The sequence below is a fragment of the Acetivibrio cellulolyticus CD2 genome, assembly GCF_000179595.2.
Taxonomy (GTDB): domain Bacteria; phylum Bacillota; class Clostridia; order Acetivibrionales; family Acetivibrionaceae; genus Acetivibrio; species Acetivibrio cellulolyticus.
Genome location: NZ_JH556655.1, coordinates 7,734 through 21,359, shown reverse-complemented (window position 1 = coordinate 21,359; position 13,626 = coordinate 7,734). Strand labels below are relative to the sequence as shown.

General features: G+C 34.5%; 13 protein-coding genes and 1 rRNA gene (1 of these 14 cut by a window edge). 12 read left to right on the top strand and 2 right to left on the bottom strand.

Annotated elements, in window-relative coordinates:
* Positions 1-43: 43 nt before the first annotated feature.
* Together ACECE_RS0211840 and ACECE_RS0211835 are read right to left on the bottom strand one after the other, a co-directional pair.
* Positions 44-892, bottom strand: a complete 849-nt coding sequence (locus tag ACECE_RS0211840; RefSeq protein WP_010247192.1) for a carbohydrate binding domain-containing protein — start codon at positions 890-892, stop codon at positions 44-46.
* An 86-nt stretch (positions 893-978) separates the two neighbouring features.
* Entirely contained in the window at positions 979-2,433 is a 1,455-nt protein-coding gene (locus ACECE_RS0211835) for an ArnT family glycosyltransferase (RefSeq protein ID WP_162862537.1), read from the bottom strand.
* A 1,104-nt stretch (positions 2,434-3,537) separates the two neighbouring features.
* Between ACECE_RS0211835 and dapF the strand changes: the two genes are divergently transcribed.
* The 12 genes from dapF to ACECE_RS0211775 all read left to right on the top strand — a co-directional run.
* On the top strand, positions 3,538-4,371 hold the full coding sequence (gene dapF / locus ACECE_RS0211830) for a diaminopimelate epimerase (RefSeq protein ID WP_010247186.1): 834 nt from the start codon (positions 3,538-3,540) through the stop codon (positions 4,369-4,371).
* 61 nt (positions 4,372-4,432) lie between these two features.
* Entirely contained in the window at positions 4,433-5,668 is a 1,236-nt protein-coding gene (locus ACECE_RS0211825) for an LL-diaminopimelate aminotransferase (RefSeq protein ID WP_010247183.1), read from the top strand.
* 297 nt (positions 5,669-5,965) lie between these two features.
* On the top strand, positions 5,966-6,751 hold the full coding sequence (locus ACECE_RS0211820; RefSeq protein WP_456049011.1) for an LCP family protein: 786 nt from the start codon (positions 5,966-5,968) through the stop codon (positions 6,749-6,751).
* Positions 6,752-6,916: 165 nt separating this feature from the next.
* A complete protein-coding gene (locus ACECE_RS0211815) occupies positions 6,917-7,897 on the top strand; it encodes a metal-dependent hydrolase (protein WP_010247176.1) in 981 nt (326 codons plus the stop codon).
* 208 nt (positions 7,898-8,105) lie between these two features.
* Entirely contained in the window at positions 8,106-9,089 is a 984-nt protein-coding gene (locus ACECE_RS0211810; protein ID WP_010247173.1) for a 2-hydroxyacyl-CoA dehydratase family protein, read from the top strand.
* A 40-nt stretch (positions 9,090-9,129) separates the two neighbouring features.
* Positions 9,130-9,900 (top strand): acyl-CoA dehydratase activase, encoded by a 771-nt coding sequence (locus ACECE_RS0211805; RefSeq protein ID WP_010247169.1) that lies wholly within the window; start codon positions 9,130-9,132, stop codon positions 9,898-9,900.
* A 175-nt stretch (positions 9,901-10,075) separates the two neighbouring features.
* Positions 10,076-10,744, top strand: a complete 669-nt coding sequence (gene queC, locus ACECE_RS0211800; protein WP_010247166.1) for a 7-cyano-7-deazaguanine synthase QueC — start codon at positions 10,076-10,078, stop codon at positions 10,742-10,744.
* Between the two features lie 144 nt (positions 10,745-10,888).
* Positions 10,889-11,272, top strand: coding sequence for a 6-carboxytetrahydropterin synthase QueD (queD, locus tag ACECE_RS0211795; protein WP_010247163.1), 384 nt, complete (start codon positions 10,889-10,891; stop codon positions 11,270-11,272).
* 32 nt (positions 11,273-11,304) lie between these two features.
* Positions 11,305-11,934 (top strand): radical SAM protein, encoded by a 630-nt coding sequence (locus ACECE_RS0211790; RefSeq protein WP_010247160.1) that lies wholly within the window; start codon positions 11,305-11,307, stop codon positions 11,932-11,934.
* A 5-nt stretch (positions 11,935-11,939) separates the two neighbouring features.
* A complete protein-coding gene (locus tag ACECE_RS0211785) occupies positions 11,940-12,509 on the top strand; it encodes a uracil-DNA glycosylase (RefSeq protein ID WP_010247158.1) in 570 nt (189 codons plus the stop codon).
* Positions 12,488-13,069, top strand: a complete 582-nt coding sequence (locus ACECE_RS0211780) for a uracil-DNA glycosylase (RefSeq protein ID WP_010247155.1) — start codon at positions 12,488-12,490, stop codon at positions 13,067-13,069. Before ACECE_RS0211785 ends, ACECE_RS0211780 begins: the two co-directional genes overlap by 22 nt.
* Before the next feature lie 517 nt (positions 13,070-13,586).
* Positions 13,587-13,626: ribosomal RNA gene (locus ACECE_RS0211775) — 16S ribosomal RNA — on the top strand; it runs 1,471 nt beyond the window's last position.

Genomic DNA, 13,626 nt, shown 5'->3' with positions numbered 1-13,626 from the left:
TCCTCCAGTGAATACCAAATTAGTAACTAATGAAAACTAAGTACTAGTCTTTATTGGTTGAATCATCAGAATCTACAGAACTGTCATCCTTTTGTTCTTCTGCCTCATCGGATTCTTTGTCTAATTCAGTGTCGTCTGTCTTAAGGTCAGAAGAATTATCTGAAGCGTCACTATCTTCGGATGGAGAAGATTTAAATGTGCTGTAAGTAGCAGCAGCTACAATTAATATACAAACTGCAAGTATTATCCATACAATTTTATTAGTACCAGATTTCTTTTCTGTGTCAGGGGAAGATGGATTATCAGCGTGTGACTTCTCTACAATTGCAATTACAGATCCATCGGGTATGCTGTCCACTTCTTCAACGGTTACATCATCAAAGGATGCTTTTCCAGTGCTCATTGCACCATATCCTCCAACTCCTACTGTAACATTAAAGGATTCAATGCCATCCCCTGTTTTTACATACAATTCAGCATAGTCCCATTTGCCGTTAGTGTTTCTTAATGTATTTGAAGCAGCAACCTGACCTTCAATGGATAATATTGCTCCGTTGCCAGTATCACCTATATTTTCAGCCTTTATATAGCAAGAAAGTTTATATTTTTTGTTTGGCTGTGCACCTATAGTTTGAAGATACCTTGAATCGTTTTCTACATTGTTTATTACTGTGACACATTTACTGCCGGAATGAGCTCCTTGGGCTTCAATTTTAAGCTCTGCTGAGCCTTCATCTTTAACATAAGAGTAGTAGGTCCAATCGGTAGGGTTCCCTCCTTGTTCATCTTCAAAGGAACCATTTTTTATGAGATTTCCTTCCGCAAAAATATTGGTTGTGATTGACATAGTAATAAAAGTAACACAAAAGAAAATCTTCATTTTTTTGAACATTGTGTATACCTCCTGTAAAATAAAAATATTTATTATTTTTCAACACTTTTAAGTATAAGCTTTTTTAGATGTTGAAAATATTAACCTTAATACTCAAGTACTGTAAATCTCTTAAACTGTTTTACATTTTTAGGGGACTTCACCCCTGTAAGGTTATTAATCTGGAAATTCTCCACAATATAATATGAATTATCAGCTGCTTCGATGCTTTTATCTATAGTAATAAATTTATAGTTTCCAAAGGATGATACTGGCCTGAACTCAGTATATGGGTTTGTATAATTTACAGTACTGTAAAACTCATTTGGGTCGTATTTTGTGTAAAACAGCACTAAGGTGAATGCTCCGTTAAAATCTGTGACGTATACATCCCTGGTGTCTTTGTTGTTATCAACTACATATTGGAGTGCATCATCAAAGGACTCGTGGAAAATCTGGTTTATTTGGTCGGGGTACTCAGTAAAGTAGTATTTTGCAAAGGCAGAAAAGTTAGTCAAATATAAAACTGCTATTATTGTTAGCACTATTAATTTAGCTAATTTGAATGCGTGCTTCTGAGCGTTTGCACTTATTGATTTAACAACAAATTTTACTAGAAGTGATGCTAAAATTGCAAATACATATATTCCATAAGCTGCAAGGTACATCATAGGTATGAATATAATGTTTATTCTGTTTGTATTCGTGTTATTTACTATACCAAGAATGCAACTTAATATAAACCAGACTAGAAATACAAAATCAAGCTGTATTTTCTTTTCTTTAAAAGATTTTAATGTTCCGAGTATGGAAGCCAAAAAACCTATTAAAAAGAAGAAGTTGCTTATTCTATATATTGTACCGTATTTGTCAATTACATTATATATATATCCAGTTTGCCTGAAAACAGTATCGTAAAAGACCGCAAAATTTTCTTTTAATGTATTCCAAAGGTTAGATTTACCGCCACCTAGGAAAACTACCTGATTGTATCGATAACCAGCTTCGACAAGTTTGGGAACAGTTATGGGCCCAAGTTTTACTGTCTGCGATGATGGGGAGATTATATTGATGTAAACGAATATAACAATTGGAATTGCAATAATGACAAAACAAACAAATGCCTTAAGATAGTTCTTAAACCATTGTATTTTGCTTTTAGCAAAGTATGCCTCATATATTGCTAATATAAGCAATAATACAGGAATAACAAAATATGCTGGGCCATAAGCATATAGACTAAGAGACATAACGGCGGCAAAAGGAATTATGTACTTAGGTTTTTTTAAGTATAGGGAGTAAAAAAACACTCCAATCAAAACAATAGCGGGGAAAATGTTCTCTAAAAGTCCCCATCTGGCTATCATTATATGCCACGGGGAAATTGCCATTATAAAGGTTGCAAGTAGGGCCATGTCAATATTTTTAAGTCTTTTGACTGTAAAGAAGATAATTACAAGACTTAATATGCAGAAGATTAGATTCCCGAGAATGGCGGTTGTTTCATTGAGTCCGAATATCTTTATTAACGGCATGGTTAAATATGCATAAAGTGTGTTCATACCGCTTCCCCATGAAATGAAATGTACAGGAAAGCCCATACCATTGCTATCAATTCCGTAATTTGCAAGAGCATACGTTTCATAATTGCCATAGGCTTCATCCTGATTTAGGCCTGCGGGGACACCGGAAATATTGTATACACGAACAACTATTCCAATAACAAGAATAATGAAAAATAAGATATACCGAAAGTCTATTTCAATATTAAACAGTTTGAATTTACCAAAACCAGTGGACTCAAATTCATGGCTGAGGTTGTTTAACCTTGAAAATAAATTACCACCATTACTTTGATTTGCATTGATTGTATTTGTAAGAACCCCACTTCTTTCTTTCTTAACCGAGTTTAAAAAAAGCAGTGTTATACAAGTGAAGGCAACAATGCACACAATCAGTATTAGGTCTAGCATTACAAAAACCCCTCCCAAATACATTTAAATAATATAATCAAGTATTTTTTACACCTTACTAAATTGCTGTTTTGTAAAGATGTATTACTTATTAAATGATGGTTCATACCTCAATCCTATAAACTTCGAAAATAGTTGTCATAACTCTAAGGCTATATTTATTTTTATTCAGATAAATAACAGCAGCAGAATAACTGTTATAAAGTTTGTTATTCCACTACTGAACTTTATATAACGTATGAACCGACAAAAATAATACCCCAATGTTGATATCGATAAATGATATCAAAAAGGGTCAAAACACCTTGCAATTAGCGTCGTATCTTAATATATTGTAGCAAAAATAATTATAATTAGCAATTTTATTTTTCAGCTTTTACAGCTTTTATCATATTTTGTTGTGTAATTTGTGGTTATACATACAATTATCACATTTGTTATACAATAAGGAAAAGTATGGCATACATTATAATTAAAGAGTGATAAATTGTTATCTAACTATTTTAAGAAATTGAATAAACAAAAGTCCAATAATGAATTTTTTGAGATACTAGCCAGAAAATCTACTAAAAAGTGTTTTTGGTATTTGCTACAGGTCCAATTATTTTAGCTAGTTATATGTTGTCATGGAAAAAATGTGTGTTATAATAATTAAAGAATAAAAATGCAAGATTTAGCTTAGGAGGTTGCAAAATGAAGTTTACAAAGATGCAAGGACTTGGAAATGACTATATATATGTAAATTGTTTTACAGAGAAAGTAGATAACCCTTCTGAGGTAGCCAAGTTTGTAAGCGATAGACACTTCGGGGTTGGTTCCGATGGGCTGGTGTTGATTATGCCCTCCCAGATGTGCGATTTTAGAATGAGGATGTTCAATTCCGATGGCTCGGAAGCTGAAATGTGTGGTAATGCAATAAGATGTGTAGGCAAATTTGTTTATGATAATGGGATGACTCAAAAGTCCGTTATAAAGGTTGAAACATTGGCTGGAATAAAAGTTCTTGATATGACGGTTAAAGATAATAAAGTTGAGTTGGTAAAAGTTGATATGGGAGAACCTATTCTAGAGCCTGCTAAGATTCCTGTTGACAGCAATAAGGAGCTATTTGTATCTCAGCCTGTTGTTATTGATGGTAGGGAATTTAAAGTTACATGCGTTTCTATGGGAAATCCACATGCAGTTACGTATGTTGACGATGTTGAAAAATTTCCTCTCGAAGTAGTTGGTCCTAAGATGGAAAACAACAGCCTGTATCCAAAGAGAATCAATGCTGAATTTGTTCAGGTTATCGATAGAGATACTCTTAAAATGAGAGTTTGGGAAAGAGGAGCAGGAGAGACTCTTGCCTGTGGAACAGGAGCATGCGCAGTTTTAGTTTCATCAGTATTAAATGATATAAGCAACAGGAAAGTAGTTGTAAAGCTGTTAGGCGGAGATTTGATTATTGAATGGAACGAAAAGGATAACCATGTATATATGACAGGGCCTGCAACAAAAGTATTCGATGGTGATATTGATGTTTAGTGTTTTATTTGCTTTAAAATAGTGTAAAATTTTATATAAGAATCAGAAAGGAAGATTACTAATGGCACTTATTAATGAGAACTATTTAAGACTTCAGGGAAGTTATCTGTTTGCAGAAATTGCAAGAAGGGTTAATAAGTATAAAACTGAGAATCCTGATGCAAATATTATCCGTTTGGGAATTGGGGATGTAACAAAACCATTGGCTCCTGCGGTTATTGAAGCTATGCATAAGGCTGTTGATGAAATGGCAAAAGCAGAAACCTTTAGAGGTTACGGACCGGAGCAGGGTTATAGTTTCCTGATAAGTAAAATTATCGAAAATGATTATAAAACAAGAGGAATACACTTGGATGAAGATGAAGTTTTTGTAAGTGACGGAGCTAAGAGTGATACTGGAAACATTCAGGAGATATTTGGTTTGGACAATATAATTGCTGTTACAGACCCTGTATATCCCGTATATGTTGATAGTAATGTTATGGCAGGTAGAACAGGCGTAATTAATGACAGCGGCCGCTTTGAAAAAATTACCTATCTTCCATGTACAGCTGAAAACAGTTTTACACCTGAGTTGCCCAAAAACAGAGTTGATATGATATACCTGTGTTTCCCAAACAACCCTACAGGTATGACTCTTTCAAAAGAGCAGCTAAAGAAATGGGTAGATTATGCAAAGCAGAATAAGTCTATTATATTATATGATTCAGCATATGAGGCTTTCATACGTGAAGATGATGTTCCACACAGTATATATGAAATAGAAGGAGCAAAAGAAGTAGCGATTGAGTTCAGAAGTTTTTCGAAGACTGCTGGATTTACTGGTACCAGATGTGCATATACAGTTGTTCCGAAAGAGGTTATTGCCTATACTGCAAGTGGTGAGGAACATCAACTGAATAAACTCTGGAACAGGAGACAGACTACTAAGTTCAATGGTGTTCCATATGTGATACAGCAAGGTGCTGCTGCTGTTTATACTAAGGAAGGACAAAAACAGATAAAGGATACTATCGATTATTATATGAATAATGCCTCAATAATCAGGGATGGTCTTAAGAGCTTAGGCCTTACGGTGTTCGGTGGAATTAATGCGCCATATATTTGGTTAAAGACTCCAAAGAGCTTAAGTTCATGGGAATTCTTTGATAAATTATTGAAGGAAGTTAATGTAGTAGGTACTCCAGGAGCAGGATTCGGACCAAGCGGTGAAGGATATTTCAGGTTAACGGCTTTTGGAAGCAAAGAGAACACTGAGGAAGCTATTCAGAGGCTTAAATCAAAACTTGATATTTAGCGCTTAGTTAATGGTTACCATATATTGTACATTGCATAAATAGGAAAGGGCTTGAGATATCTCAGGTCCTTTTTGTATTAAATATTTTATTGGACATATAATATAGTTGGCAATAATCAAAAAATAACTTCAAAAAGTATCCAATAAAAGTATTACCAGATTGGGAGAATTATGCGGCTTAGGAAATTTATATTTGGGACATGTGTAATAATTTCGATAATTTTATTTACTCAAGGTACATATATACTGAATTCACTTAACCAGGAGGAGATTCCGTATTATAGCCACTCAACGCCCTTGGAAAGAAGCGGAAATAACCCAAAGATTACGGGAATTGAAAGGAATATTAATTTGCTGATTTTGGGTTTAGATGATGAGGAAGTAAGATCGGATGTAATAGCATTACTAAACTTCAATCAGTCGAAAAAAAAGATAAATATTTTATCATTAGCAAGGGATACCAGAGTCAAAGTCAATGGAAAATATGGAAAGATCAACGCTTTAATTGCAAAAGGTGGAGAAGAACTAATTGCCAATGAGGTTGGAGAGATTACTGGCTTAAAGGTAGATTACTATGTGGTTTTAAACTTTAAGGGCTTTCGGGAGATTGTCGATGTAGTAGGTGGGGTAGAAGTAGATGTGCCTATGGATATGGATTATGATGATCCTACACAGAACCTGCATATACATCTTAAGAAAGGTAAACAGATTCTCAATGGAGAAAAGTCTGAAGAATTTGTAAGGTACAGAAAAGGAAATCATAAAGGGGAAGGATATGAAGATGGAGATATTGGAAGAATTCAAGCGCAGCAGCTCTTTCTCAAAGAATTTATAAATCAGAAGCTTAGGCCTAGATATATTCTGAAGGCAGGTAATATTTTTTCTATCCTTAAGAAAAACATGAGGTCAAACATTGAGATAGGTGATATTGATTTTTTCGTCAGGGAAATAAATAATATCAGGCTAAATGGGGTTAAAACTTTTATACTCCCGGGTGATTCAGTATATAAAGGTGGAATATGGTATTACATTTATGATAAGAAAAAAACTGAGAAGATTATAGAAGAAAACTTCTATAATTGAAACTTTTTTGGCCTGAACGGACAAAGATGGGGCTAAATTGGTGCATTTTACTCATGACTCAAAATATTATTAATGTTATAATGTTTTTTATTGAAGTACAACCTTGGAAATTAGCTTATTCTGTCATTTCTTCAATTCATTTTCTAATAATGAGAGGGTGTTGGAATGGATCCCATAACACATGGAGTTATCGGAGCTGCCGTAGCTAAGCTTACTGGAAATGATATAACCATTTCTGATGCGGCCACTGTAAGTATGGTAATTGGATCAATTTTTCCTGATGTTGATATCGTTTTTCAAAAATGGGGCGATTACGTATATTTAAAAAATCACAGAGGGCTTACCCATTCAATTATGGGGATTATTGCTTCGGCAACTTTTTTGGCTGTTTTGTTAAGCTTTTTTTACAGGGGTTCAAGCATTTATGCTCTTTTTTTATGTGCTTTGTTAGGCGGTTTGTCTCATTCTGCCTTTGATTTATTAAATTCCTATGGTGCAAAGTTACTATGGCCTTTTTGTAATAAGAAATTTTCGTTAGGAATCTTAAATACTTTTGATCCAATGTTTTTATTGACTTTGATAAGCTATATCATATCACCTCCTGTGTTTAAAAATGCATCTTTTATTGTATTCATTTCATATATTGTTTTACGAGTTTTGATGAGGTGCATTGTTTTAAATGAGCTCAATAGAAATTTCAGTACCCAGTTTAGTAAATTGAGTTTGCTGCCTTCGGTTACAAGTCTTTTTCGATGGCATTTTGTACTGGAAGAACCTGATCGTAATGTAGTAGGGGAAAAGAATATTTTAAAGAGAAACGTTAAGATATTTAAGGTGCTTGATAAGATAGAGGATGAGGTTCTTGAAAAGGTTTCATTTTCATATGTTGGAAAGTTTTTTAGTGAGTTTACACCTGTTTTTCATGTAATGTGTGAAAAAATCGATGATGTGACCAGATATGTTTTTATTGACATGAGGTATTACATGAGAAATAGTTTCTTGCATCATGCCGTTCTTGAAATGGATAAGGATGACAATATTATTAATGCCAGTTTTAACCCATACTCTATGAACAGGGTTAGTACTATTCCCAACCCTGATTGCAGAACCAACGATACGTTTTTTTCACGATTGGTAGGTATGTAAATCCTAATATTTAAGCGTTCTTTAATGTGTCAGAACTCTAAATTATAAATACATGACTTTTAAGTTTAGCTTCTTTGTATTATAATAAAAAACTAAGGGATTATTAATAATAACCGCCTCTAATATTTTCTCTTCTAATTTTATGAGAAAAAGGGGCGTTAATTATTTTATGTGCTCCTTAGTTTATGTTTTTTGAAGAGGTGGACAATTGAAAAGTATTGGATTTACAACAAGCATACCGGTGGAGATAATATATAGTGCAGGTCTTAGACCTGTAGATTTAAATAATGTTTTCATTACCGACAAAAATGCTGTTAGACTTATTGAGGAAGCTGAAAATGTAGGATTCCCCAGGAATACATGCTCCTGGATTAAGGGAATATATTCTGCTGTACTTAATTCAAAAGATATTGATACTGTAGTTAGCGTTGTTGAAGGAGATTGCTCAAATGCAAGAGCGCTTTCAGAAGTATTTGATTTAAAGGGAATAAAATGTATCCCTTTCTCCTATCCAAATTCTAAAAGCTATGAAGCTCTAAAGATGGAGATGGAAAAACTGTGCAAGGTATTTGACACAAGTTTTGAAGAAGCGTTAAAAGTAAAGAAGGAGCTGGATTTGATAAGGAAAAGGCTGGTATATGTTGATGAGCTAACGTGGAAGCATAACAAGGTATCTGGTTTTGAAAACCACATTTGGCAGGTTTCGAGCAGCGACTTTGACAGCGATTACAGGTCATATAGGGATAGGCTTGAACAGGAGCTTGCTATTATGGAAAAAAGGGAGACGAGGTTTGAAAAAGTCAGACTTGGATATATTGGAGTTCCACCTATAAATAGCGATTTGTACGATTTGGTTGAAACTATGAATGCCAGAATTGTATATAATGAAGTTCAAAGACAGTTTACAATGGCGGATGGAATAGGGATTGATGATTTAGTTGAGGTTTACAGGGTTTTTACTTATCCCTACAATCTTTTTGGTAGAATTAATGATATTAAAAGCCAGATCAAAAAAAGAGAAATTGATGGAATTATTCACTATACACAAGCTTTTTGTTTTAGAGGTATAGAGGATATTGTAATAAGAAAAGAATTGGATGTGCCGATTCTGACACTTGAGGGTGATCGTCCTGGGGCAGTGGATTCAAGGAGCAAACTTAGAATAGAATCGTTTATTGATATGTTAATATAGGTAGAAAAATATTTTTTGTGGCATTAAATGGTGGTGTGATATGAGGATACTGGGAATTGATTTGGGAAGCAGGGCTGTTAAACTTGCTGTATTTGATGGTAATGAGTTTGTTATTGGAAAGGTTTTTGATACGGCTTCTTTTTATAGAGATTACTGTGAAAACAGGAACCAAAAAATAGGTATAAACTTGGAAAAGCTTGATATAGGTGAAATTCATAAAATAATAAGTACAGGTTACGGAAGAAATAATGTGAATGTCAGCGATGCAGAGGTTATTACCGAGTTGAAAGCTCACACCTATGGAGCTGTATGGCAAACAGGACTAAAGAATTTTACGCTTCTTGACATTGGCGGGCAGGACAGCAAGGTTATATCGGTGAGAAATGGCAGAATGGCCGACATGGTTTTAAATGACAAATGTGCTGCTTCTTGCGGCAGGTATCTTGAGAATATGGCAACTATAATTGGTATAAGCATTGATGAAATGAAAAAATATTATAATGAACCAGTGGAATTGAGTTCCACATGCGCTGTATTTGGTGAGTCTGAGCTGATAGGAAGAATTTCGGAAGGTTATACGGCGGATAAGCTTGCTTCGGGAGTAAATTATTCGTTATATAAACGAATAAAGCCTATGATTGCAAGATTTCCGGCAGATTATCTTGTACTCTCAGGGGGAGTAGCAAATAATGAGGCGCTTATTCATTTTATCAAGCAAGACCTTGGATGGGGTGAAATAGTTGTGCCTGGCAAACCTCAACTTAATGGTTCAATTGGATGCTGTGCATATTATTTTGATAAGATGAATTGATCAGGATTGAAAATCTCAACGGTATTTAGTCCTAGCAGATTGTTAGGGTATTTACTGCATAAATTTTTGAAATCAAAAATTAATCTTTGATAAAGCATATATATATTGTTATACTTATATAGAATTGTTTTTTAAAGTTTGCTTATGATAAGTAAAATAGGGAGGCTGGCAACTAATGAGTAAAGCAATTGTTCTTTTTTCGGGCGGTCTTGATAGCACTACATGTTTATCTGTAGCTTTTAAGGAAGGTTATGAAGTTTATCCTTTATCTTTTGATTATGGACAACGCCACAAAAAGGAACTGGAGTGCGTTAAGCAAATAACAAAATATTATAAAATAAAGAGCAACAAAATAATTAGGATAGATAATGTTGGTGGAAGTGCACTGACAGATTCTAGTATTGAAGTGCCTGATTATCAGGGATTGCCTCAAATACCGGTTACTTACGTACCTGCGAGAAATATTATATTTCTAAGCTATGCAGCAGGCTATGCTGAAGCTATAGAGGCGGATGCTATTTATATAGGTGTTAATGCTGTAGATTACAGTGGCTATCCTGATTGTAGACCTGAATTTATTGAAGCGTTCGAGAAAATGATAAAGGTTGGAACTAAAAGAGGTGTGAATGGAAAACCTATAAAGATAGAGACTCCTTTGATAAACCTCAGCAAAGCAGAAATTATAAAGCTTGCATGTGAAAATAATGCACCGCTTCATTTGACAACCAGTTGTTATAAGGGAGAGGAAAAGGCATGTGGGGTTTGTGATAGTTGCGTTTTAAGACTTAAGGGGTTTAAAGAGGCAGGTATAATAGATCCCATTGAGTATTTACGGAAAGAGTAAAATATTACTTCCATTTTTTGCGTGGCTATTTGTCATCAAATAAGCCTTAAGCAAAAACATTAGCGGAATTTGCAATTTCACCGTTGATAAAGTAATAGCTTAGAATATTTGTTTGTCTTTTATAATATTGAAAGGATCAGATTTATGAAAATTGCAAGAATGAGTATAACCAAGGTATTTACATTTGATAGTGCACACCATTTAAATGATTATCCTGGCAAGTGTAAAAACATTCATGGCCACACCTATAAATTAGAGGTTACATTAAAAGGAATACCTGATAAGAATGGTCTGGTTATTGATTTTCACGATTTAAATGATATGGTGGAAAAAGAAATATTGAGCAATATTGATCATAAATATCTAAACGATATTTTTGATTTTAATCCGACTTGCGAAATGATTGGATTATGGATATGGGAACAACTTTCAAAAAGTATGACAGGATTGGAATGTAATTTGGAGAAACTGGTGCTCTGGGAGACACCTACAAGTTACATAACTATAGATGCAAAAGATATGTTGTAATATTTTGTTGACTAATTTAAAGGGTGAAATAGATGCTGGTTAATGAGATTTTTTTGAGTATTCAGGGGGAGAGTATATCCACCGGTTTTCCCACTATTTTTGTACGTTTTACAGGTTGTAATTTAAGATGCTGCTATTGTGATACTACATATGCATATGAAGATGGAAAAGAAATGTCACCCTACGAAGTGTTTGAAGAAGTAAAAAGATTTCATTATAAGCGGGTGTGCATAACTGGTGGAGAGCCGTTATTGCAAAAAGATCTAAATGAATTGCTCAGGCTTTTAGGAGACTATGCAGTAACTATTGAGACAAATGGTGCAGTTCCGATAGAAGATATTACATTGTGTGAAGGACATTCCTGGGTTATGGATATGAAAGTACCATCATCAGGATGTTCCAATCAAATGGTATTAGATAACTTCAGATATTTACGGGATAAAGATGAGATTAAATTCGTAATTGGGGACAGAAATGATTACGACTGGGCTAAAGGAATAATAAAGAATCATCACTACAAAGGAACAATAACCTTTTCTCCTGTCTATGGAAGAATAAATTGTGAGGATGCGGTAAGTTGGATTTTAGCAGACAGGCTCGATGTAAGGTTTCAGGTACAGCTCCATAAGATTATATGGGGCGTTGATAAAACGGGAGTATAATTAGTATGTTTAATTGGGAAGAATTAATTAACAGCTGCACAGGTTGTTATAACTGTCAGTTAGGCAGAAAGAGAAATAATATAGTAATTGGTCGTGGCAACAGGAATGCCAGTCTTTTGATGATAGGAGAGGGACCGGGGGAGCAAGAGGATTTGCAGGGGCTTCCGTTTGTAGGAGCTGCAGGAAAACTTCTGGATCTTTTGTTAAAGGCGCAGATGATAAAAGAAGACCAGTATTATATTGCTAATGTAGTAAAGTGCAGGCCTCCTGGAAACCGCGTTCCCACTGATGAGGAAGCGGAAAAATGTCTGCCATATTTGAGAAATCAGGTTTATCTTATCAAACCTAAGATTATTGTGTGTTTAGGTGCTACTGCTATGAAGTATGTAGTAGACAAAAATGCGAGAATAACTCAAATAAGAGGTCAATGGATTGAAAGGAAGGGGTATTGGATTATGCCGACTTTTCACCCAGCTGCGCTCCTAAGGGATGAGTCAAAAAAGATTTTAATGTGGGAGGATATAAAAAAGGTTAAGCAGAGGATGGATTGTTTATGTCAAAATCAGAGCAATTGAATATATTATATAGTAGATATAGAGAAGAATTTCAGGGACAAGAAATTGTTACAGGTGATGGCAACCCTAATTCTTCTTTATTGCTGATTGGAGAAGCTCCCGGAAAAGATGAAGTAGCCAACTCAAAGCCTTTTGTAGGAATGGCTGGCAAGAACCTGGCACAATTTCTTGAAGTCTTAGGACTTAAAAGGGATGAAATATATATAACCAATGCTATAAAGCATAGACTTTCAAAGGTAAACCCTTCGACCGGCAGATTGTCAAACAGACCTGCAACCAAGGAAGAAATTGAGCAAAACAGAGAATATCTTATTGAAGAAATTGATATAATTGGGCCAAAGTACATTATTACATTGGGTAATGTACCTTTACGATCAGTACTTGGGGACCATAAAGCTTCAATAGGAGATGTACATGGAGCACTTGACAAGGTTAGTGTGAAGGGGCGCGAATATGGACTGTATCCGCTATATCATCCTGCAAGTATCATATACAATGCCAGTATAAAAAAGATATACACCAAGGATATAGAGAATTTGAGGGAAATTATTAAAACCTGAAGACTTAAGAGTAGAGATTTGGATTTTTTTATTGAGGAATTTACAAAGTAAATGTACTAAATCTGCCGGCGCTAAATGCATCTGAGATTTTGGTTTGATGTTAAGCATAGACTGAGCAAAACAGAATAAAAATATGCTAGAACGTGTATTATTTAATAATAATGAGGTAAAATAATATCTATAAGAAAAATCAACATAATAATTCATATTTATTTTCATAATACCCTTGACTTCGAATTATTTATGGTGTTATAATTTAAAAGCTGTCGCTTCTGGAAGACGAGAGTCGATAACAGAAGAAAAACTAAAAAATACCAGAAAAAAAGGTGTTGACAAACAAAAGACAGCGTGGTAATATATAAAAGTCGCTCGGCTCGAGTGGCTGAAACAAAAGTAATATGGACTTTGAAAAGTAAACAGTGTAAGACGATAAGGAACTCGTTAATTAATTGAGTAACTTGCGAAACAAATATACGCGAGTAAGTAATTTAGAGCCAAAAGGCTCTCTAATAAATATTTTTTAGAGAGTTTGATCCTGGCTCAGGACGAACGCTGGC

Coding starts and splice junctions, on each gene's coding strand:
- ACECE_RS0211840 (WP_010247192.1), bottom strand. CDS start 892: ATGTTCAAAAAAATGAAGATTTTCTTTTGTGTTACTTTTATTACTATG.
- ACECE_RS0211835 (WP_162862537.1), bottom strand. CDS start 2,433: ATGAACACACTTTATGCATATTTAACCATGCCGTTAATAAAGATATTC.
- dapF (WP_010247186.1), top strand. CDS start 3,538: ATGAAGTTTACAAAGATGCAAGGACTTGGAAATGACTATATATATGTA.
- ACECE_RS0211825 (WP_010247183.1), top strand. CDS start 4,433: ATGGCACTTATTAATGAGAACTATTTAAGACTTCAGGGAAGTTATCTG.
- ACECE_RS0211815 (WP_010247176.1), top strand. CDS start 6,917: ATGGATCCCATAACACATGGAGTTATCGGAGCTGCCGTAGCTAAGCTT.
- ACECE_RS0211805 (WP_010247169.1), top strand. CDS start 9,130: ATGAGGATACTGGGAATTGATTTGGGAAGCAGGGCTGTTAAACTTGCT.
- queC (WP_010247166.1), top strand. CDS start 10,076: ATGAGTAAAGCAATTGTTCTTTTTTCGGGCGGTCTTGATAGCACTACA.
- queD (WP_010247163.1), top strand. CDS start 10,889: ATGAAAATTGCAAGAATGAGTATAACCAAGGTATTTACATTTGATAGT.
- ACECE_RS0211790 (WP_010247160.1), top strand. CDS start 11,305: ATGCTGGTTAATGAGATTTTTTTGAGTATTCAGGGGGAGAGTATATCC.
- ACECE_RS0211785 (WP_010247158.1), top strand. CDS start 11,940: ATGTTTAATTGGGAAGAATTAATTAACAGCTGCACAGGTTGTTATAAC.
- ACECE_RS0211780 (WP_010247155.1), top strand. CDS start 12,488: ATGTCAAAATCAGAGCAATTGAATATATTATATAGTAGATATAGAGAA.